Source organism: Micromonospora noduli, from assembly GCF_003264475.1.
Classification (GTDB): Bacteria; Actinomycetota; Actinomycetes; order Mycobacteriales; family Micromonosporaceae; genus Micromonospora; species Micromonospora noduli.
Window position 1 is genome coordinate 260174 of sequence record NZ_PYAC01000041.1, and the last position, 21696, is coordinate 281869.

Consider the following 21696-nt stretch of genomic DNA (forward strand, 5'->3'; position numbering starts at 1 on the left):
GTGGGGCCGCCCACCCGGCGCGGGGCTCGGCGTTGGTGAACCGGTTGAGGCAGCATGGAGAGGTGATGGAGAGCTTCGACGCGTTGACCTCGCTGGTGGCCGGTGGTGGGGTGGTGGTGCTCAGCGGTGCCGGCCTGTCCACCGAGTCGGGAATTCCGGACTACCGGGGGCCCAGCGGGGTGGCGCGGCGGCACACGCCGATGACCTTCCAGGCGTTCACCCGCGATCCCCTGGCCCGGCGGCGCTACTGGGCGCGCAGCCACCTGGGCTGGCGGCTGATCGCGGGCGCGGCGCCCAACGCCGGGCACCGGGCGGTGGCCGGGCTGCAACACGCCGGGCTGGTCGACACGGTGATCACCCAGAACGTCGACGGTCTGCACGGTGCGGCCGGCAGCCCGTCGGTGATCGAGCTGCACGGCCGCCTCGACGAGGTGACCTGCCTGGACTGCGGCAACCTGACCTCCCGGGAGGAGCTGCATCGGCGGCTGCGCGAGGCCAACCCGGAGTTCGTGGCCCGCGTCGCCGCGGTCAACCCGGACGGTGATGTTGATCTCCCCGATGAGCAGGTGGCGGCGTTTCGGCCGGTGGACTGCGGGATCTGCGGCACGGGGATGCTGAAACCGGACGTGGTGTTCTTCGGTGAGACGGTCCCGGCGCAGCGGGTGGCGCGGTGTTTCGCGGCCGTGGAGCAGGCCCGGTCGTTGCTGGTGCTGGGGTCGTCGTTGACGGTGATGTCGGGTCGCCGGTTCGTGATTCGGGCCGCGAAACGGGGCATCCCGGTCGCGATCGTCAACCAGGGGCCGACCCGGGGTGACGGCCACGCCACCGTGTGCGTCGACGCGCCGCTGGGCGTCGTGCTGCCGCAGCTCGCCGCGCGGGTCGCCACTGGAGCCCCACTCAAGGTGTGACGGCGGGGCCCTGGGGGCCCGGGGGTAGGACATCCGCCGGAAACACCAACGCTGGTAGCGTTGACCATGCCGGTAACACCCACGTGGGAGAGACCGCCCGACAGCACGCAGGGCGGCGCCGAAGGGGCAAATCCTCCCCGGAACCTCTCAGGCAAAAGGACCTCGTGGGCAGGCACTGTGGAGTGCCCCTGTGGGTGCGACAGAGGGGGAGGCCGACACGTCGACCTCGCCCCGGGAGTGCCCCTATGACCGTAGAGCAGTTCGCCACCCGTCACATCGGTCCCGGCCCCGACGATGAGCGTCGAATGCTGGAGGTCGTCGGGCACGACTCGATCGACGAGCTGATGGACGCCGCGATCCCCGAGGTGATCCGCTGGCACGGCACCCTCGACCTGCCCGACCCGGCCACCGAGGCCGAGACGATCGCCGAGCTGCGGGCCCTCGCGGCACGTAACACCGTCGCCGTCTCCATGATCGGGTTGGGGTACCACGGCACGCACACCCCGGCGGTGATCCGCCGCAACGTGCTGGAGGACCCGGCCTGGTACACGGCGTACACGCCGTACCAGCCGGAGATCAGCCAGGGCCGCCTGGAGGCGCTGCTGAACTTCCAGACCATGGTCACCGACCTGACCGGGTTGGCCACCGCGAACGCCTCGATGCTCGACGAGGGCACCGCTGCGGCGGAGGCGATGACCCTGGCGCGGCGGGCCTCCAAGAGCAAGAGCGGCGTGTACGTCGTCGACGCCGACGCGTTGCCGCAGACCATCGCGGTGATCACCAGCCGGGCCGAGCCGCTCGGCATCGACGTGCGGGTCCTCGACGTGCAGCGCGACGAGTTGCCGGCGGAGTTCTTCGGCCTGCACCTGCAGTACCCGGGGGCGTCCGGGGCGGTGCGCGACCACGCGGCGCTCGTGGAGGCGGCGCACGCCGTCGGCGCTCTGGTGACCGTGGCGGCGGACCTGCTGGCGTTGACGCTGCTGCGCGCACCGGGGGAGATCGGCGCGGACATCGCCGCCGGCACCACCCAGCGTTTCGGCGTACCGATGGGCTTCGGTGGGCCGCACGCCGGTTACCTGGCGGTGCGCTCGGGCCTGGAGCGGATGCTGCCCGGGCGCCTGGTCGGAGTGTCGCGCGACGCGGACGGCAACCCGGCCTACCGGTTGGCGTTGCAGACCCGTGAGCAGCACATCCGCCGGGAGAAGGCGACCAGCAACATCTGCACCGCGCAGGTGCTGCTCGCGGTGATGGCCGGCATGTACGCCGTCTACCACGGCCCGGACGGGCTGCGGGACATCGCGACGCGTACCCATCGGATGGCGGCGCGGCTCGCGGCCGGGTTGCGCGCCGGCGGGGTGGACGTCGCGGACGCCGCGTTCTTCGACACCGTCACCGCGACCGTGCCCGGGCAGGCCGCCGAGGTGGTGGCCGCCGCCGCGGACCGTGGCGTGAACCTGCGGCTGGTCGACGCCGACCGGGTGGGCGTGTCCTGCGACGAGACCACCACCGACGCGCACCTGACGCAGGTGTGGGCGGCGTTCGGGGTGCCCGCGTTCGACGGCCACGTGGACACGGCCCTGCCGGTCGACCTGACGCGCGGCAGCGACTTCCTCACCCACCCGGTGTTCCGCAGCCACCACTCCGAGACGGCGATGCTGCGCTACCTGCGGCGGCTGTCGGACTTCGACTACGCCCTGGACCGGGGCATGATCCCGCTCGGGTCGTGCACGATGAAGCTGAACGCGACCACCGAGATGGAGCCGGTCAGCTGGGCGGAGTTCGCGAACATCCACCCGTTCGCGCCGGACGCGCAGACCGTCGGGTACCGGGAGATGATCGGTCAGCTGGAGTCGTGGCTGGCCGAGGTGACCGGCTACGACGCGGTGAGCGTGCAGCCCAACGCCGGTTCGCAGGGCGAGCTGGCCGGGTTGCTGGCGATCCGCTCCTACCACGCGTCGCGGGGTGAGACACACCGCGACGTGTGCCTGATCCCGTCGTCGGCGCACGGCACGAACGCGGCGTCGGCGGTGATGGCCGGCATGCGGGTCGTCGTGGTGGCCTGCGACGACGACGGCAACGTCGACCTCGTCGACCTGGACGCGAAGATCGACAAGCACCGGGACTCGCTCGCCGCGATCATGGTGACGTACCCGTCCACGCACGGCGTGTACGAGACGGGCATCGCGTCGTTGTGCGCGAAGGTCCACGACGCCGGCGGGCAGGTGTACGTCGACGGGGCGAACCTCAACGCCCTGGTCGGGTTCGCCAAGCCCGGCAAGTTCGGCGCGGACGTGTCGCACCTGAACCTGCACAAGACGTTCTGCATCCCGCACGGCGGCGGTGGCCCCGGGGTGGGCCCGGTGGCGGTCCGCGCGCACCTGGCGCCGTTCCTGCCCGGTGACCCGCTGGGCGCCCACGTGGACGCCACGCCGGCGATCTCGGCGGCGAAGTACGGCTCGGCGGGGATCCTGCCGATCCCGTGGGCGTACCTGCGGATGATGGGCGCCGAGGGCCTGACCCGGGCGACCGGTGTGGCAGTCCTCGCGGCGAACTACGTGGCGGCGCGACTGCGGGGGCATTTCCCGGTGCTGTACGCCGGCAACAAGGGCCTGGTGGCCCACGAGTGCATCCTCGACCTGCGGCCGTTGACGAAGGCGACCGGGGTGAGCGTCGACGACGTGGCGAAGCGGCTGATCGACTACGGCTTCCACGCGCCCACGATGTCGTTCCCGGTGGCGGGGACGCTGATGGTGGAGCCGACCGAGAGCGAGGACCTGGCCGAGCTGGACCGGTTCTGTGACGCGATGATCGCGATCCGCGCGGAGATCGAGCAGGTGGGTTCCGGGGCGTGGCCGGCGGGGGACAACCCCCTGGCCAACGCGCCGCACACCGCGGCGATGGTCAGCGGTGACGAGTGGTCACACGCGTACCCGCGTTCGGTGGGCGCGTATCCGGCCGGGGTGGACCGGGCCGGGAAGTACTGGCCGCCGGTGCGGCGCATCGACGGCGCGTACGGCGACCGGAACCTGGTCTGCTCGTGCCCGTCGCCGGAGGCGTTCGAGGACTGACGACGGCGCGCCGGGGCGGGCGGTACGGCCTGCCCCGGCAGCCGCTGCGACCTGGGCGGGGACGTCCCTTACCGGGGGACTAGCCTGGGTCGAAGGCGGCTAAACGGTGACGCTGAGTGGTCGGTCAGGCCACGAGAGCGTGGCGGGCGGGGCCGCGGTGCGGTGCGATGCTGCTGCCGTCGGGAAGCAGCTCGCCGGTGTCCTCGAAGACGATGACACCGTTGCAGAGCAGGCTCCAGCCCTGCTCACGGAAGCAGGCGAGGACCCGCGCGGCTTCCCGGTCGGTGGCTTCAGCAGAGGGGCAGGTCGGTTGGTGCTGGCACATCGGGTTCTCCGGACTGTGGGGGCACTGTGTCATGGTTCACATGACCAGTGACGCACAGTACCAAGCGAAAGTGTCCAGCATCGAGCAGGTGCCCGCCTGGTGCACGGGAAATCCACTGAACGGATGAGGAAGGTTGGACCGTACGGCGTGGAAACGCTCCCACAGGTATGTGCCGCGGGCAGCGGCCCGGCTGGCTTGGCCGCGGGCAGCGGCCCGGCGGCGTTGGCCGCCCACCGCGGCCCTGCTGCGTCGATCGATGTACCCGCCGCGCCGGCAGTGTGCCGGGGAGCGCTGACCGAACGCGCCCGCCTGCACTGGTCCCTCGGCGACGGCGGCGACCCCGCGGCCCTCGCCGAGGAGTTCCTCGCGGCGCACGGTTTACCCCTGCACGACCTGACCCGACCCTCCACCGGCCAGCACGGCACCGGGGTCTGCGGCGCGGCGCTGTACCTGTCCGCCGCCGCCGGGGCGCTGCTGGCCGGCGCACCCACCGGGGCGCCCGAACCCGCACCGGCCCTGCCCGACCTCGCCGTCGTCGTCTACCAGCACGGCCCCACCCCTGTCGCCCGGCCCGGCCCGCCGCCGCCGTGGTGGCTCGGCGAGTGGGTCGAGAGCTGGACCCCCGGCCAGCACGCCGCCGCCGTCGACGCGGTCCGCGCCGCCATCGGCCGCGGCGACGTCTACCAGAGCAACCTCGTCGGCCACGCCGCCGCCCCCTACACCGGCGACCCGCTGCCGGCCCTGAGCCGCCTCGGCGCGCTCCCCGGCGCCCGCTACGGCGGCGTCCTCACCGGCGACGGCTGGGCCATCGGCTGCGCCTCCCCGGAAACCCTCGTCGAGGTCACCGACGGGCAGGTGATCACCCGCCCGATCAAGGGCACCCGCCCGGCCACCGCCACCGGCCGCGCCGAACTGCTCGCCAGCGCGAAGGAACGCGCCGAACACATCATGATCGTCGACCTGGAACGCAACGACCTCGCCCGCATCGCCCGCACCGGCACCGTCACCGTCGACGAGCTGTTCGCCGTGCGCCGCTGGTGCGACCTGTGGCAGGCCGAGTCGACAGTCCGCGCCGCCGCCGCCGACGGCCTCGGCCTCGCCGACCTGCTGCGCGCCACCTGCCCCGGCGGCTCCGTCACCGGCGCCCCGAAACTCGCCGCCCTGACCCAGATCAGCGCCCTCGAACCGGTCGGGCGGGGCGCCAGCATGGGCGCGCTGGGCTGGGTCGCCCCGGGCCACGTCGACCTGGGCCTGACCATCCGCACCGCCGCCGCCGACGGCCAACGGCTGCACACCTGGGCCGGCGGCGGCATCACCTGGGACAGCGACGCACACGCCGAGGTCGCCGAGGCCGCCGCGAAGACCACCCCGATCCGCGCCACCCTGGCCGGGCGCTGACCGCCGCACGGCACGGCGATACGCTGAACCCCATGACCATGCGGCCCATCCGGATCATCGGCGACCCTGTCCTGCGCACCGGATGCGAACCGGTCACCACCTTCGACGCCGAGCTGCGGGCCCTCGTCACCGACCTGATGGACACCCTGCTCGGCGCCCCCGGCCGCGCCGGCGTCGCCGCACCGCAGATCGGCGTCAGCGCCCAGGTGTTCGTCTACGACGCCGACGGGCACCGCGGCCACCTCATCAACCCCACCCTGGAGCTGTCCGACGAGCTCCAGGACGACGAGGAGGGCTGCCTGTCCATCCCCGGGCTGTACTTCCCGACCGTGCGGGCCCTGCACGCCACCGCCCACGGCGTCGACCAGCACGGCGAGCCGCTGACCATCGCCGGCAGCGGGTTCCTGGCCCGCGCCCTGCAACACGAGACCGACCACCTGGGCGGGAAGCTCTACGTCGACACCCTGCGCGGCGACACCCGCCGCCGGGCCCTGCGCGAGATCCGCGCCGGACGCTTCGACTCACCCAGCCGCCGCGGCTAGCTCACCCACTGGTCATGGCCCAGCTTCGCGACCAACGCCACCACCACCACCAGCAACACCACCCGCACGAACCCGGAGCCGCGGCGCAACGCCATCCGCGCCCCCAGCACCGCGCCGGCGATGTTGCACACCGCCATGCCCGCGCCCAGCAGCCACCACACGTGCCCGGTCACCCCGAACACCACCAGCGCGCCCAGGTTCGTCCCCGCGTTGACAACCTTCGCCATCGCCGAGCCGTGCACGAAGTCCGCGCCCACCAGGGCGGTGAACGCCAACACCAGAAACGTGCCGGTGCCCGGGCCGATCAACCCGTCGTACAGGGCGATCCCCACCCCGGCCACCGCGATCACCACCGCCACCCGCACCGGAGTGCGCTTCGCCGGCACCGCCACCACCCCCATCCGGGGACGCAGCAGCACGAACACCGCCACCGACACCAGCACCACCAACACGACCGGCCGGTACGCCGACGCCGGCACCGCCCCGGCCAACGCCGCGCCGACGCCCGCGCTGAGCACCGCTAACCCCGCCGCCGGGCCCGCCACCCGCCAGTCGACCTTCGTCCTGCGGGCGTACGTCGCCGCAGCAGTGGCCGTACCGAAGATCGCGGCCAACTTGTTCGTGCCCAACGCGGTGGCCACCGGCAACCCCGGGGCGGCCACCAACAACGCCGGCAGCAGCAACAACCCACCACCACCGACCACGGCATCGACCCACCCGGCCATCGCGGCGGCGGCCAGCAGGGTACTCAGCGTCACGGCGTCCACGGGCGGCAATTCTGCCCACCCGACGCGCCTCACCGGCACCCGAGTGGCCAGCCTCACCCGGTCACCGACCCCGCGTACGCCGCAACCACACCCCCAACGCGCCGACCGCCACGAACACCAGCACCGAACACAGCAGGACCTTCACCACCCGGCAACCATGCCACGGGCACGTAAGGTGCAGGAGTGCGCCTGGCCACCTTCAACCTGCTGCACGGACGGTCCCTCACCGACGGGCTCGTCGACTCCGACCGACTCGCCGCCGCCATCGGCGCCCTCGACGCCGACGTGCTCGCCCTGCAGGAGGTCGACCGCGACCAACGCCGCAGCGGCAACCTCGACCTCACCGCCATCGCCGCCCGCGCCCTCGGCGCACCCCACCACCGCTTCGCCGCCGCCGTCGTCGGCACCCCCGGCGAACAGTTCCGCCCACTGCGCCACGACGACGACGGCCACGGCGAACCCTGCTACGGCATCGGGCTGATCAGCCGATACCCCGTCCGCAGCTGGCAGGTCACCCGACTCAAGCCGGCGCCGGTGCGCTCACCGGTCTACGTGCCCGGCCCCCGCGGCGGCCTCATCCTGCTGCACGACGAACCCCGCGTGGTCCTCGCCGCCGTCCTGGACACCCCGCACGGCCCCCTCACCGTCGCCGCGACCCACCTGTCCTTCGTGCCCGGGTGGAACGCCCGCCAACTACGTCAGACCGTCCGCGCCCTGCGCGCGCTACCGGGGCCCCGCGTCCTGCTCGGCGACCTCAACCTGCCCGCCGGCGCGGCCCGGCTCATCTCCGGCTGGCGCCCCCTGGGCCGACGCCCCACCTACCCGTCCGGGCAGCCCCGCGTCCAACTCGACCACATCCTCGCCGACCGGCACGCCCTCGACCAGCTCCCACCCGTACGCGCGGTCACCGCGCCGGCGTCCACCATCTCCGACCACCGACCCCTGCTGGTCGACCTCGGCTGAGCATCATCGCCCAACCGGCCGCATCGCGGCTCACGAATGCCTAGGGTGGGCTCGCCGACAACCACGCTGTCGCGCCATCGCCACCCCCGACATGACAGGGAGCTGACCATGAGCGACACGCCGGACACGATCGTCCTCATCCACGGGTTCTGGGTCACCCCCCGCAGCTGGGAACACTGGGTCACCCACTACCAGGACAAGGGCTTTCGGGTGCTCACTCCCACGTACCCCGGGCTGGAAGGCGAGGTCGAGGCGATCAACGCCGACCCCAGCCCCCTGGAGACGCTGACCGCGCCACAGATCATCGCGCACCTGTCCGCGGTGCTCGACGCGTTGCCCACGCCACCCATCCTCATGGGCCACTCCGCCGGCGGGGCGTTCACCCAGGTGCTGCTCGACCGCGGCTACGGCGCCTCGGCGGTCGTGCTCAACTCGGCACCCACCGAAGGTGTCACGGTGACCCCTCTCTCGCAGCTGCGCTCCACCTTCCCGGTGCTGCGCAACCCTGCCAACCGGCACCGGGCCGTCGGGTTCAGCTTCGAGCAGTGGAACTACGCGTTCACCAGCACCTTCGACAAGCAGACCGCCCGAGCCCTGTACGAGCGCTACGCCATCCCCGCCGCCGGCGGCATCCTCTGGGACAGCGTCCTGGCCAACCTGCTGCCCGGCCCCCAGGACATCGCCGTCAACTACCACAACGACCAGCGCGCGCCGCTGCTGTTCATCTCCGGCTCGCAAGACCACATCCAGCCGCCCAGCGTGCAACGCGCCAACGCCGCCCACTACAAGGGCGACACCATCACCGAGGTCGAACTCTTCGAGGGGTACGCGCACCTGCTGCCCGCCCAGCAGGGCTGGCAGCGCATCGCCGACGTCGCCCTCGACTGGGCCCTGCGCCACGCCCGCTGACCGCGACGCCTCACCGGCGCCGACCGTTCGGCCTGACGCCGCCCCCGGCTTCGTGAAATCAGGGGCATCCCCGTGCCCCGGACACCGCGCCTTCCTGAAAACCGAATCAATCAAGGGTCGGCGGGGGAGCGGACCGCCAAGTCGCAAGATTCCCTCAAGATCATTGCATCGATGGACTTCGACAACCATGCTGGTCGACACGCGCCACGATCAACTCGTCGGAGGCCACATGAGACGCCAGCGACCCACCCTCATCGCCGTGTCCACCCTCATCGCCGTCACCCTCACCACCGCACCCACCCCCGCCAACGCCGCACCACCCGACCAGGTAACCGCCCTCACCGCCCACCAGGCCGACGGATACACCACCCTCGCCTGGCAACCCGTCGACGGCGCCACCGACTACCAGATCGAACGCACCCCCGTCGACGCCGACAACACCCCCACCGGCGCACCCACCATCGTCGGCATCTGGCGACCCAACCGCCAGATCAACCAACACGCGCCCACCTTCGCCGACGCCGGCTACAACCCCGGCGACACCTTCCAATGGCGCGTACGCGCCCGCACCGGCACCACCGAACAGCCCTACTCCGACCCGGTCACCGCCACCACCACCGCCCCCTGGGGCAACCCCACCACCCCCGGCGAGCAACTGCGCACCGGCTGGGAGACCACCCACGCCGCGCAGTACACCACCGACACCGACGAGTACGCCTACACCGCCGCCATCGACGCCCTCAGCGACCGCGTACGCGTCGTCGAACTCGGCCGCACCGTGCAGAACCGACCCATCAACATGATGGTCATCGGCCACCCCACCCCGGCGGCCACCCCGGAAGCCGTCGCCGCCACCGCACCCGTGGCCATCAACTGCAACGTGCACGGCAACGAACCCGGCGACCGCGAAGCCTGCCTCATCATGGCCCGCCAACTCGCCTTCAGCACCGACCCCCGCATCACCGACCTGCTCAGCCACACCACCGTCCTGATCGTCCCCACCATCAACGGAGACGGCCGCGCCAACAACACCCGCGGCAACTCCACCGGCCAGGACCTCAACCGCGACTACTCCCTGATCCGCCAACCCGAGACCACCGCGTACATCACAATGGTCCGCGACTACCGACCCGTCGCCGGCTACGACGGCCACGAGTTCGGCAACTCCCGCGCCGGCGACCTGCCGATGCTGCCCCCACGGCACCAGAACGTCGCCCAACCCATCTTCGACCAGTCCCAGGACATGATCGAAGGCCACATGTACGCCAAGGGCGCCGAAGCCGGCTGGTGGGCCTGCCCCTACGGCTGCGAAGGCGGCGGCAACGTCGGCCTCAGCGAGGAAACCATCCTGCGCAACACCCTCGGGCTCAAGAACGTCACCAACTCCCTGCTGGAACTGCGCAGCTCCGGCGGCCAGACCCGCCCCGACGAGGGCAACACCACCAACAACCGACGCCGCAAGACCTACTCCGCCCTGTGGACGTTCCACCAGTTCCTCGACTACCACCGCGCAGACCGCGCCGACATCCTCAAGGCCCGCAGCGAGGCCATCGAAACCCAGGCCGCCAATACCGGCCGGCTGGTCTTCCGCGGCTCCCGCCCCATCCCCGCCCACCCGGCACCGCACCCCGGCGACAGCCCGCCACCACTCGACGCGCCCCCCGCCGACCTGATCCTCGACAACCCGCCCTGCGCCTACAAACTCACCGACGCGCAGTACAACGGCGCCCGCACCGACGGACCCGGTGGCGTCGGCACCACCGTCGCCCAGCGCATCGCCGCCCACGGCTGGAAGGTCATCACGATCGGCGACGATCACTACATCCCCCTCAACCAACCCGAACGCGGCCTCATCCCCCTGCTCCTCGACGGCAAGGGCGTGGAGAAGCTGACCGACGGCGAACGCGTCTATCCCACCCTCACCGGCCGGCGCAACGGACCCCTGGCCGTCACCGGCTTCACCTGCGCCGACGACGCCACCATCAACGGCCCGGTCACCGTCCGGGCCGGCGCGGCACTCGTCACGACGGCAACGACCATCAGCGGCCCGCTCACCGCCGCCGGCGCCGCCGGCATCCTCCTCGCCGACAGCACCATCAACGGCCCCGTCCGCATCGCCACCACCGACACGATCTCCATCATCGACGCCACCATCGCCGGCCCCGTCGACCTGTCCGGCAACACCACCGGCACCGACGCACCCGTACTGGCCGGCACCACCATCCGCGGCCCACTCAACTGCACCGGCAACAACCCCACCCCGCACAACCTCGGCATCGCCAACACCGTCCACGGCCCCCGCACCACCCAGTGCGCGGCACTGTGACCGACAACTAGCGAGCCATCACGCCGGCGGCGCGGGCCCAACACCCGCGCCGCCGGCACCTCACCACCCACCCCCGCACCCGTGGAGGCCGCCGTGTCGCACCCCGCCACCCCACCGCGACACCCCCGACGATCTCGCGGACCGCACGGCGCTCGACGCGTCCAACGGACGCTCGGCCTGCTCCTGCCGACGCTGCTGCTGGCCGCCTGCACCGGCAGCCCCGCAGCTCCCCGCACGGACGCCGCGCCCGCGAGCGCCGCACCCCAGCCCACCGGGCCACTCTGCGCCGCCCTGCCCACCGGCACCGACCCCGGCAACCCGAGCTTCCTCGCCGGGCAACCCGTCGACCAGGCGCTGCGCTGGATCCCCACCCTCACCACGTTCGAAGCGGCCCTGCGCACCAGCGGCGTCCTCACCGACCTGCCCGCCGGCGACGGCGTCACCGTCCTGGCGCCCTCCGACGACGCCTTCGCCGCCACGTTCTCCGAGGACAACTGGGACGACCTCATGACCCACCACACCGACCAGCTCCGCACCCTGCTGAAAGCCCATCTCATCACCGGAAGCCACCCGATCGCCGACCTCACCACCGCCGGCACCGCCACCACCCTCGACGGCGTCACCGTCACCGTCACCCGCACCGGGCCCACCACCCGCCTCGGCGACCGCGCCGACACGGTCTGCGCCGACTACCAGGCGACCAACGCCCGCATCCACATCATCAACGCCGTCCTCGGCCCACTGCCCGCCACCGCCGACGGCACCGGCCACCGCGCACACTGACCGCGCTCACCCGGGCGGCACCAGACCTGCCAGCGCGCGGTTGGTCCTGTTGGCGCGGACCGCGTCGCGCTGCTGCCCGGCCGTCACCTCGATGTACGTCTGCGACGACGCCAGCGACGCGTGCCCCAACAACCGCATGATCTCCGCCGCGCTCGCACCGTCCTCCGCCAACCGCGTCGCGAAGGTGTGCCGCAGCGCGTGCAGCCGCGCACCACGCGGCACCCGGTCACCGATGCCGGCCCGCCGGTAACACGACTCGACGAGATACTGCAGACCACCACGGCGCAACGGCTCACCACGCCGATCCACCAGGAACGGCGAGTCGGGGCGTACCGACCGCGAACCGAAGCGCCGCACCCGACTGTCCAGGTAGTCCCGCAGCAGCCGGTCCAGATCCGCCTCGATCGGCACCACCCGAGGCCGCCCACCCTTGCCCGCCACCTCGACCCGCCGCTCACCGGGCCGACCGCCGAGCGAGTCGACGCGCAACGCCAGCAGCTCCGACAGGCGCAGCCCGGCGCAGAGCGCCACCGCCAACACCGCCACGTCGCGCTCCGGCCACGGGTCGCGTTGCCGACCGTCGTCCCGCGCGGCGGACGCGAGCAGCACCTCGGGCGTGTCCGCGCCACGCAGCGGCTTCGGCTGGGGGAGTAGCGCCCGAGGCCGCCCGACCGCCGGCATCGGGTTGCCCGCCACGAACCCGTCAGCGACCAGGAACGTGAAGAAGGTGTTCCAGGTGGACCAGGCCCGATGTACCGACGCGGGCGCCCGGGGAGCGGCGAACCGGGCGAAGGCCGCGCGCATCACCCGGGGGGAGAGGTCGGTGATCGACAGCGCGTCGAGGGGGAGGGGAGGGGTCGCTGCCTCCGCGACCAGGGTGGCCACCGCGTGCAGATCCCTGCGGTACGCGGCAAGGGTGTGCGGGGAGGGCTTGCGGGTGGCCCGCGCGGTCAGGAACTCCTCGATCAGCACTGCGAGCGATTCGTCCTGTTTGTCATGCATAAGGGATATTATGCAGCATTTTCGGGTTTCCCGAAAGGGGACCGGGAGAGGGGGAGGAGATGCCAGAACCCCGGCGGTACGTCCTCACGGGAGCGCCCGGCGCCGGCAAGACCAGCCTGATCGAGGCGCTGCATCACAGGGGACACGTCACCGTCCGAGAGGCCGCCACCGACCTCATCGCCGAGAGGCAGGCACAGGGGTACGCCGAGCCGTGGCGCGACCACGGCTTCGTCGACGCCGTCGCCGCGCTGCAACACCACCGGCAGGTCGGATCCGACGCGCGTCACCCGGTCCAGTTCTACGACCGGTCGCCGCTGTGCACCCTGGCACTGGCTCGCCACCTGGGCAGACCGACCGGCCCGGCGTTGACCGCCGAGGTGGACCGCATCATGCGCGAGCGCACCTACCAACGCGTGGTGTTCCTGATCAGCCCGCTGGGTTTCATCCGACACACCGCGGCGCGCCAGATCAGTTACGCCGACGCGCTGGCCTTCGCCCGCCTGCACCGTGAGGTGTACGAGGAACACGGGCACCAACTGGTCGACGTGCCAGCCGGACCGGTATGGACACGGGTGGCCCTGATCGAGGAACACGTATCGTGCGCGACATGACGTCGCCCGGTGCCACCTGCCCCGAGTGTGGTCAACCCGGCACACCCACCGTGTACCGAGACCCGGGCGATCCCATGGCCTGGGTCTGTCCCGAGGGGCACCGGTGGCGGGCGACCGACCGGCCCGGGTGGTCTCCATGGGCGACGCCCACCGCCGTCACCACACCGCACGACGCCAGTGACACCACAACCCGGACCGGCCCCGTCCAGGTCGACAAGGGCGGGCGGAGCTGGCGGATCGGCACGGCCACCGACGTCGCCTGGCTCGCCGGGCGCACCACGCAGGGTTTCTCGGTCACCACCGCGATTCCGCCGGTGTTCGAGGCGTACGCCACGTTCCACCCGCCCGCCGGGGTCGGTATCGGCGCCCACGAACACGCGGTGGTCGACGAGCTGGCGGCGCGTACGCCCGATCAGCCCTGGTGGCTGGGCTTCCTCGACACCGGCGCCCACGACGTGGTCTTTCCGCACGCCTCAAGGGTGTCCCTCTACTGGGACTGGTCGTACGTGCTGGTCGAGGCCGGGCCGGAACAGGCCCTCAGTTGGCGGACAGGTCACATGCGCGGCGACGGGGCGCTGCCGGATCTGTTCTTCCCGGCGGATCGCTCCTGGCTGGTCTCGGCCCTGTGGGACGACACCTGGACCGACATCGGCGCCAGCGCGGCCGTGCTCACCGCGCTGCGACGCAACCCGCTGGTGAACGCGCGTCTCGTCGGGCCGGACGAGGACGCGTGCCCGCCCGGCCTGACCCGCGACTGACCCCGATCAGGGGACCCCCAGAACGCCCTACATTACATAATGTGCATTATCGAATCGAACCCGTTGGTCGCAGGAGGATGAGTACGGCGACTCATTCCTGCGTGTGCAGCCAGCCAGCATCCTGGTAACCATGACTCCTCGTCGCCTGGTCACGTTGGCAACGGCTGTAACTCTGCTGTTCGCGCTGACAGCCTGCGGGTCAGACGCACCCACGCGGGAGGAAGCAAGCCAGGAAGCGCACTCGGCCGCAGCCCGGCAGGCAAGTGCTTCGAGCGCTGAACAGATCAGCACCCTGCTCTCCGCCGTGACTCAGGCGTCGCCGCTCAGGTCGGTCGCAACGTCAACACGCGACATCTGCCACGCCGGAGCCACCAACGCCCTGTGGCCACACGACGACTACCGCCTCAGTTGCGGTCTTAGCGACACCAGGTACTTCGGGGCCGACGGCGACATTTTGGATGTGCTGCGCGAGGTTGACAAGCGCGCCAAGGCTGCCGGGCTGATACCGACCACCACTTCGGCCATCGAGGATGTCGAGACGTACTACGCGGCGAACGGCAAGACCGATGACGGGCTCCCGCTGCCCCTGCCGGGCCTGAGCTACCTCGTACCCGGGCACGACTGGACGGTTCAGGTCGGGTGGACGCGAGACGTCAACGCCTTGATCAATCAGGCGGTCCCGGACCTCACCTGGCCGACCGTCTTCGTTGAGGCCGACCCCGTTGACTTTGACACGCTGCGGAGTGGCCTGCTGAGAAGGTCCGAGTATCTCGTCACCGTCTCCTCGGGGACCACGTACCACGAAGTTCCCTGGCCTTCCTGACCTGGACGCAGAACCTGGCAGGCTCGGCGGTGGCCGCGGCCCCGAGCGGGTTGCTATTGAGGGGTGGCTGAGTCGTGGGGCGCGGTGACGGCAGGTCAGCGGAGGCTGCTTTCGATCGCTCGATTCCGGTCGCCATCGTCAGCGCTTGCCTCCGGGGCGGGCGTGGCGGCAGCGCGACGGCCGTCATCGATGAGTCCCTCTCCCCCACACCAGCCGGGGCGTGCGCGTTGACCGACGCCGAGCGCAGCCGGGTGCCCGCCCGCGTGGGCACCTCGCATGCGGTGTTCGTGGGGCGAGCCACGGCAGACGAGCCCGTGGACCTGCGGTTCTTTGCCGCCGAGGGGGAACTGCCTGCGTGTGGGCACGGGACGGTGGCCGCCGTGGCGTTCCTGGCAGGGCGTCGCCACGGCGCAGAGCACGAGTTCAGGCTGCGGGTGTCGGGGCGTACGTTCGTCGGTCGGGCGGTCCGTGACGGTGATCAGGTCCAGGCCGCGTTCGACCCGGGTCCGGTGGCCGTACGCGACGCGACCTCGGTCGAGATCGGCCTTGTCGTCGACGCTCTGGGTGTTGCTGCGGGCGAGTTGCTTTCTGGGGCGTGTGTGGCCTCGTTGGGTCGGGCGCGGATGCTGGTGCCGGTCATCACGCCTGATGCGGTGGTGACCCTCGGCCCTAATCTGGACCGGCTCCGTGTGGCGTGCGACCGGTTGGGGTTGCTCGGTTGCTACGTCTATTCGGTGCCCACCCGCTCTGGTGGCGTGGTGGCCCGGATGTTCGCGCCGTCGATCGGGGTCCCTGAGGACATCGCGAATGTGAACAGCACCGCTTGCCTGGCCGCCCGCGTGGCGGGCAGTGGCGTCACCGAGTTGACCGTCGACATGGGCGACGTCCTCGGTGAACCGGCGACCATCACCGCCTCTGCCCGGCGGAGTTCCACTGGTCGGCGAGTCCTGGTGGGGGCTGCCGCGAGGGTCGCCTGGAGTGGACTGCATGTGGTGCGGGCACCGGCCCGCACCACAACGTCAGACGGCGGTACGGGTCAGGTCCAGGGCACCTGCGGGGACGGGTAGAAGTCGACCTGTTGCAGTCGCCAGCGGGGTGCCTGCTCCCCCAGTCGGGTCCGGAACGATTCCCAGTCGTGGCTGGCGGTGGTGGACCAGCCGAGTTCGGCGATCGCGGGTAGGCGGGGGAAGGCCATGTATTCGATGTCGTCGAGGGTGCGCAGCGTCTCGGACCACAGTGGGGCCTCGACGCCGAGGATGGCGTTCTCGCCGACGCCGGTGACCCGGGTGGCGGGGTCCCAGCCGTAGGCGTCGGACACCTCGATCAGGCCGGCCCAGCGCAGGCCGAGGCGGGTGTTGGCGTCGTACTTCATGTCCAGGTAGGCCTTGTTCGCCGGTGACATGATGATCTTGTTGCCGCGGGCGGCGGCCGCGGCGAGGCTGGCGTTGGTGGTGCCGGTGCCCCAGAACTGGGCGACGGCGTCGGTGGGCAGGTCGGACTGGGTGATCTCGTTCCATCCGGAGGCGCGCTTGCCGTACTTGGCGACCAGGGGCAGGACCCGGTTCATGAAGGTGCGGTAGTCCTCGTCGGTGGTGGCGTGGGCTTCGTCGCCGCCGATGTGCAGGAATGGTCCGGGTGTGATGGCGGCGAGTTCGCGGATGACGTCCTCGACGAAGCGGTAGGTGAGTTCGTCGTTGATGCAGAGGGAGCTGTAGCCGACCGCGATGTCGGTGCGCGGGGGTGGTGCGACGCCGTCGCAGTTGAGTTCGGGGTACGTCGACTGGGCGGCGTTGGTGTGTCCGGGCATGTCGATCTCGGGGATGATCGTGATGTGTCGTGCGGCGGCGTAGGCGACGACGGTCTTGTAGTCGGCCTTGGTGAGGTATCCGGGGCCGACGCCGTCGACTCCGGTGCCGGGTCCGCCGCCGACGGTGGTGAGGCGGGGCCAGGAGTCGATCTGGATGCGCCAGCCCTGGTCGTCGGTGAGGTGCAGGTGCAGGTAGTTGATTTTGTACTGGCTGAGCAGGTCCACGTAGGCGGTGATGTCGTCGACGGTGTGGAAGTGGCGTGCGAGGTCGAGCATCGCGCCTCGGTAGGCGAAGCGTGGGTAGTCGACGATTCGTCCGCCGGGGACTGTCCAGGTGGTCCGCTGCCGGTCGGGTGCCTCGATCTCGGCGGGGAGCAGTTGGCGCAGGGTCTGGGTGCCGGCGAACAGCCCGGCGGGGGTGTTGGCGCGGATCGTGACGCCGCGGCGGGTGACGTCGAGCTGGTAGCCCTGTTGGCCGATGCGGTCGTCGGCGCCGCCGATGAGCAGGGCGATCTCGGGTAGCGGGGTGGAGCGTACGGGCAGGACGGGCAGGGGGTGGCCGGTGGCGGGGCGCAGTGTGGTGGCGAGTTGGTGGCCGACCTGCCAGGCGGCGGCTGAGCCGGGGGTGGTGCGGATGACGGTCAGGGGGGTGATCCGGAATGTGTTGTGCGCGTCGGGGTGGGTTTCGACCGGTGCGGGGATGACGTCGCTGAGGTGTCGGGCTGGTGCGGTGGGTGCTGCGGCGGCGGGTGTTGCGGGCAGGATGACTGGCAGCGCGAGTGCGGCTATGGCCAGCAGCCGCGTGGTGGTGTGTCGGCGACGCACGGTACCTCCAGGCCTCGTCATGATCGACCTTCGTCGATTAGAGTCGCAGGCTACCGGCGTTTCGCCTGTACTGTAAACCTTCCTTAACATAAGGGCTCGTCGAGACAGTGTTGTCACCGACCTCACGTACGCCGCACGCTGGGGAATTCCTGGGGTGCGTCGTGCCGTTGTCCGTTCGGAAGATCAGGTTCGGATGATCGAATGGGAAGTGCCATGCACGTGCGCTCAGACGCGGTAGTGCTGTTCGGCGTCACGGGAGACCTCGTCTCGAAGAAGCTGTTTCCGGCGCTGTACGAGTTGACCCGGCGCGACCGCCTCGACGTTCCGGTGATCGGCGTGGCCCGCTCCCCCTGGGATGATCAGCAACTGGTCACCATGGCCCGCAAGTCGGTCAACGAGGCCGATGACGAGATCGACGACGAGACCTTCGATCGGCTGGCGGACAACCTTTCGATGATCTCCGGCAACTACGGGGACCCGACGACGTACCAGCGGCTGGCTGAGCGGCTGCGCGACGCCGAGCGGCCGGTCTTCTACCTGGCGATCCCTCCGGCGGTGTTCGGCTCCGTCGTCGAGGGCCTGGCTGCCGTGGGTCTGGCCGACCGGGGCCGGGTGATCGTGGAGAAGCCGTTCGGGCGTGACCTGGAGTCCTCCCGCGAGCTGGACCGCACCCTCGGCGCGGCCTTCGCGCCGGAGCGGGTGTTCCGCATCGACCACTACCTCGGCAAGGAAGCCGTCGAGGGTCTCTACGCCTTCCGGTTCGCCAACCGGCTGTTCGAGCCGCTGTGGAACAACGAGCACATCGACAACATCCAGGTGACCCTCGCCGAGGGTTTCGGCACCCAGGGCCGGGCCGGCTTCTACGACACGGTGGGCGCGACCCGGGACGTGCTGCAGAACCACATCCTGCAGGTCGTGGCGCTCATCGCGATGGAGGCGCCGGCCAGCGAGGACACCGCGGCGTTCCGGGAGGCGGAGGCCGCGGTGCTGCGGCAGATCGCACCGCTGTCGCCCGAGTCCACTGTCCGGGGGCAGTACGCCGGTTACCGCGACGAGCCCGGCGTGGCTGCGGGCTCGAACACGGAGACGTTCGTGGCGACCCGGTTGACTGTCGACTCCCCCCGCTGGGCGGGCGTGCCGTTCTACCTGCGCACCGGTAAGTCCCTGCCGGGGACGGCGACGGAGGTCGTGGTCGAGTTCAAGCAGCCGCAGCGCTCGCTGATCCCCGCCGAGCGGGGCACGGCCAGGGCGGCGAACCTGCTGCGGTTCCGCCTCGGGCGCGGTGACGGCATCACGATGTCGATCCAGGCGAAGAGCCCGGGTGCTGAGGTGGCGAGCCGTCCGGTGGATCTGTCCGTCGACTTCGGCTCGGCTTTCGGTCGCCGGCAGGAGGCGTACGAGCGGCTGCTCGACGATGCGATGGACGGGCAGCACCTGCGCTTCGCGCGTGCCGAGACGATCGAACAGGAGTGGCGCATCGTCGAGCCGATCCTGGATCTGCCGACGGCGGTGCAGTCGTACGAGAAGGGCAGCTGGGGTCCGGCGGACGCCGACGCGTTGGCCGGCGACTGGCACCTGCCGGAACTGCGGTAGCGGCGGGCCGCACCGCTCGCGGGCGGTGCGGGTGCGTCATCCGGTGGTACGGGTCGCCGGGCGGATGCCGCGGATGCCGGCGACGGCGAACTCGATGCCCAGGTCGTAGTAGCCGTCGCGGTCACCGCAGATGGTGAGCGCGTCGGCGGCGGCGAGGACGTGCGGGAAACGCTGCGGCGGCAACGCTTGCAGCGCCGCCCGCTTGGCGCGGACGGCGTAGTCGCGGATCTCCGGGTCGGTGCTCTCGGTCGCGCCGGGTTCGGTGGCGACGAGGGTCACCAGGGAGCAGAGGGCCTGGCTGCCGATCTCGGTGGCCTGCTCCGGGGGGTAGCCCGCCCCGTCGAGCAGGGCGAGGAGGCGTTCCACCAGGATCAGGCCCGGCTCGGACAGCAGGATGCGGGTGGGGACGAGCCCGGCGACGGTGGGATGTGGGCGTAGCGCGTCGAGGCAGGCGGCCAGGATGGCGCGGACCTGCTCGTCCCAGGGTGCGGTGGTCGGCTCGGGCAGGCGGATGTCGGCGAGCAGGCGTGCGGCGAGCGCGTCGAGCAGGTCGCCCTTGTCCCGGAAGTGGCGGTAGAGCGCCATCGGGGTGACGCCGTGTTCCTGGGCCAGCCGGCGGATGGTGATCGCGGACAGGCCCTCGGCGTCGGCGATGCGCAACGCGCTCGCGACGATCGCTGTGGGGTCGAGACGCTGCGGGGTGTCCTTGCTCATACTGGCCACCAGGCCAGTGTACTACGTACACACGGCAGTATACGTTGTAGATGTACGGCGTATACCGCGTCGTGCGACGTCCTCTCTCCGATGGGGTAGGCATGCGACGTAGTCCCTGGGCAACACTGGCGGTGCTGTCGGTGGCGCAGTTCATCGTCATCCTCGACGTGACGATCGTGAACGTGGCGCTGCCCAACATCCAGACCGATCTCCGCTTCACCGCTGACGACCTGCAATGGGTGATCAGCGCGTACACCCTGCTCTTCGGTGGTTTCCTGCTGCTCGGCGGTCGCGCCGCCGACCTGCTCGGCGCCCGCCGGATCTTCATCGTCGGTCTGGTGCTGTTCGGGGCGATGTCCCTGCTCGCCGGCCTCGCGACCTCGCCCGGCCTGCTGATCGCCGCGCGCGCCGTGCAGGGTTTGGGCGGCGCGTTGCTCTCCCCCGCGGCGCTGGCCATCCTCACCGTCACGTTCGCCCACGGACGGGAACGCAACATCGCCATGGGCATCTGGGGTGCCCTCGCCGGGCTCGGCGGCACCCTGGGCGTGGTCGCCGGAGGCCTGCTCGTCGACGCGCTGAACTGGCGGTGGGTGTTCTTCGTCAACGTACCCATCGTCATCGCGCTCGTGGCGATCGTGCCGACCTTCGTGGCGGCCGTACGACACTCCCAGCCCGGCCCCCGCACCTTCGACGCGCTCGGCGCGGTCCTCGGCACCACCGGCCTGCTCGCCGTCGTGTTCGGCGTGGTCCGGGCCGAGTCCGCCGGCTGGGGCTCGGCGCAGGTGCTCACCGCCCTCATCGGCGGGGTCGCGCTTCTGGCGGTCTTCGTCGGTGTCGAGGCGCGCTCGACCGCGCCGCTGGTGCCGCTGCGGCTGTTCCGCTCCCGGGCGCTGGGTGTCTCCAGTGGGGCGCTGGCGCTCAACGGCGCCGCGTTCCTGTCGATGTTCTTCCTCACCGCGATCTACCTTCAGCAGGTACGCGGCGCCTCACCGCTGACCGCCGGCCTGCAGTTCCTGCCAATGGGTGCGACGGCCATCGCCGGCGCCGCACTCGCCACCCAACTGGTGCACCGACTCGGCACCCGCACCCTGCAGATCATCGGCGCGCTGCTCAGCGTGATCGGCCTTCTGCTGCTCAGCGGGGCGAGCGCCACCGGCTCCTACGCCGGCGAGTTGCTGCCCGGCCTGCTGCTGTTCGGTCTGGGCATCACCACGCTGGGCGTACCCGCCCAGATCTCCGCGATCTCCGACGTCGAACACCATGAGGCCGGTGCCGCGTCCGGTGTGGTCACGGCCGTGTACCAGGTCGGCGGCGCGCTGGGGTTGGCCATCGTCACCACACTGTCGGTCACCCATGTCACCGACGCGCTCAGTCGCGGCGCCGGTCAGCAGCAGGCGCTGGTCGACGGGTTCCACCGCGGGCTGTTGATCGCCGCCGTCTTCGCGATCGTCAACCTGGTCATCTCGCTCGCCACCCCGCAACTGCGCCCCGACGCCGAACGGGTCGCCGAGGCGGCGGTCGCGGCCTGAGCCAGCGCACTGGAAGCCCGGCACGGCAGGCCTCCAGTAGCGCCG

19 protein-coding genes and 1 riboswitch are annotated in these 21696 nt (G+C 71.2%); of the genes, 14 read left to right on the forward strand and 5 right to left on the reverse strand.

All coding sequences use genetic code 11. The features are described from left to right. Positions 1–65 precede the first annotated feature (65 nt). Both MED15_RS28725 and gcvP read left to right on the forward strand, forming a co-directional pair. Positions 66–908 (forward strand): NAD-dependent protein deacetylase, encoded by an 843-nt coding sequence (locus tag MED15_RS28725; protein WP_112587025.1) that lies wholly within the window; start codon positions 66–68, stop codon positions 906–908. Between the two features lie 74 nt (positions 909–982). Then, positions 983–1081: riboswitch (glycine riboswitch) on the forward strand. 72 nt (positions 1082–1153) lie between these two features. Then, positions 1154–3976, forward strand: a complete 2823-nt coding sequence (gene gcvP, locus MED15_RS28730) for an aminomethyl-transferring glycine dehydrogenase (RefSeq protein ID WP_112737418.1) — start codon at positions 1154–1156, stop codon at positions 3974–3976. Positions 3977–4100: 124 nt separating this feature from the next. On the opposite strand, the gene MED15_RS28735 is transcribed toward gcvP, so the two are convergent. After that, positions 4101–4301 carry a DUF5999 family protein gene (locus tag MED15_RS28735; RefSeq protein WP_007460326.1) on the reverse strand — a complete coding sequence of 67 codons (201 nt, stop codon included), beginning with the start codon at positions 4299–4301 and terminating at the stop codon, positions 4101–4103. A 123-nt stretch (positions 4302–4424) separates the two neighbouring features. On the opposite strand from MED15_RS28735, the gene MED15_RS28740 reads away from it, so the two are divergent. Then, a complete protein-coding gene (locus tag MED15_RS28740) occupies positions 4425–5699 on the forward strand; it encodes a chorismate-binding protein (protein WP_112587021.1) in 1275 nt (424 codons plus the stop codon). Between the two features lie 32 nt (positions 5700–5731). Further along, the gene (locus MED15_RS28745; RefSeq protein WP_091398002.1) at positions 5732–6241 is read left to right on the forward strand and encodes a peptide deformylase; all 510 of its coding nucleotides are present in this window, start codon (positions 5732–5734) and stop codon (positions 6239–6241) included. Here the strand turns inward: MED15_RS28745 and MED15_RS28750 are convergent. Next, positions 6238–7008: a sulfite exporter TauE/SafE family protein gene (locus MED15_RS28750; RefSeq protein WP_263972109.1), complete on the reverse strand. Its 771-nt coding sequence runs from the start codon at positions 7006–7008 to the stop codon at positions 6238–6240. The genes MED15_RS28745 and MED15_RS28750 overlap by 4 nt on opposite strands. 183 nt (positions 7009–7191) lie before the next feature. Here MED15_RS28750 and MED15_RS28755 point away from each other — a divergent pair, with 183 nt between their 5' ends. The 4 genes from MED15_RS28755 to MED15_RS28770 all read left to right on the forward strand — a co-directional run bounded on the left by MED15_RS28755 (position 7192) and on the right by MED15_RS28770 (position 11989). Beyond that, a complete protein-coding gene (locus MED15_RS28755; protein WP_112587017.1) occupies positions 7192–7971 on the forward strand; it encodes an endonuclease/exonuclease/phosphatase family protein in 780 nt (259 codons plus the stop codon). A 108-nt stretch (positions 7972–8079) separates the two neighbouring features. Next, positions 8080–8880: an alpha/beta hydrolase gene (locus tag MED15_RS28760; protein ID WP_112737420.1), complete on the forward strand. Its 801-nt coding sequence runs from the start codon at positions 8080–8082 to the stop codon at positions 8878–8880. A gap of 229 nt (positions 8881–9109) precedes the next feature. Continuing rightward, a complete protein-coding gene (locus MED15_RS34590) occupies positions 9110–11206 on the forward strand; it encodes a M14 family zinc carboxypeptidase (protein ID WP_112737471.1) in 2097 nt (698 codons plus the stop codon). Between the two features lie 93 nt (positions 11207–11299). Continuing rightward, entirely contained in the window at positions 11300–11989 is a 690-nt protein-coding gene (locus MED15_RS28770; protein ID WP_167457755.1) for a fasciclin domain-containing protein, read from the forward strand. Between the two features lie 6 nt (positions 11990–11995). Here MED15_RS28770 and MED15_RS28775 read toward each other — a convergent pair whose 3' ends face one another. After that, a complete protein-coding gene (locus MED15_RS28775) occupies positions 11996–12991 on the reverse strand; it encodes a tyrosine-type recombinase/integrase (protein WP_112737422.1) in 996 nt (331 codons plus the stop codon). 59 nt (positions 12992–13050) lie between these two features. Between MED15_RS28775 and MED15_RS28780 the strand changes: the two genes are divergently transcribed. The 4 genes from MED15_RS28780 to MED15_RS28795 all read left to right on the forward strand — a co-directional run bounded on the left by MED15_RS28780 (position 13051) and on the right by MED15_RS28795 (position 16250). Further along, on the forward strand, positions 13051–13602 hold the full coding sequence (locus MED15_RS28780) for an AAA family ATPase (protein ID WP_112737424.1): 552 nt from the start codon (positions 13051–13053) through the stop codon (positions 13600–13602). Further along, entirely contained in the window at positions 13599–14360 is a 762-nt protein-coding gene (locus MED15_RS34410) for a hypothetical protein (RefSeq protein ID WP_244220626.1), read from the forward strand. The genes MED15_RS28780 and MED15_RS34410 overlap by 4 nt, the downstream gene beginning before the upstream one ends. Before the next feature lie 130 nt (positions 14361–14490). After that, the gene (locus MED15_RS28790; protein ID WP_146754602.1) at positions 14491–15183 is read left to right on the forward strand and encodes a hypothetical protein; all 693 of its coding nucleotides are present in this window, start codon (positions 14491–14493) and stop codon (positions 15181–15183) included. 227 nt (positions 15184–15410) lie between these two features. Continuing rightward, the gene (locus MED15_RS28795) at positions 15411–16250 is read left to right on the forward strand and encodes a PhzF family phenazine biosynthesis protein (RefSeq protein WP_244220627.1); all 840 of its coding nucleotides are present in this window, start codon (positions 15411–15413) and stop codon (positions 16248–16250) included. Here the strand turns inward: MED15_RS28795 and MED15_RS28800 are convergent. Then, entirely contained in the window at positions 16220–17815 is a 1596-nt protein-coding gene (locus tag MED15_RS28800; protein WP_244220628.1) for a beta-N-acetylhexosaminidase, read from the reverse strand. The two genes, MED15_RS28795 and MED15_RS28800, sit on opposite strands and share 31 nt — an antisense overlap. A 213-nt stretch (positions 17816–18028) precedes the next feature. On the opposite strand from MED15_RS28800, the gene zwf reads away from it, so the two are divergent. Continuing rightward, entirely contained in the window at positions 18029–19408 is a 1380-nt protein-coding gene (gene zwf, locus MED15_RS28805) for a glucose-6-phosphate dehydrogenase (protein WP_112737428.1), read from the forward strand. A gap of 36 nt (positions 19409–19444) precedes the next feature. On the opposite strand, the gene MED15_RS28810 is transcribed toward zwf, so the two are convergent. Continuing rightward, positions 19445–20122 (reverse strand): TetR/AcrR family transcriptional regulator, encoded by a 678-nt coding sequence (locus MED15_RS28810; RefSeq protein WP_112737430.1) that lies wholly within the window; start codon positions 20120–20122, stop codon positions 19445–19447. A 101-nt stretch (positions 20123–20223) separates the two neighbouring features. Between MED15_RS28810 and MED15_RS28815 the strand changes: the two genes are divergently transcribed. Further along, positions 20224–21651 carry an MFS transporter gene (locus MED15_RS28815; protein WP_112737432.1) on the forward strand — a complete coding sequence of 476 codons (1428 nt, stop codon included), beginning with the start codon at positions 20224–20226 and terminating at the stop codon, positions 21649–21651. Positions 21652–21696 lie beyond the last annotated feature (45 nt).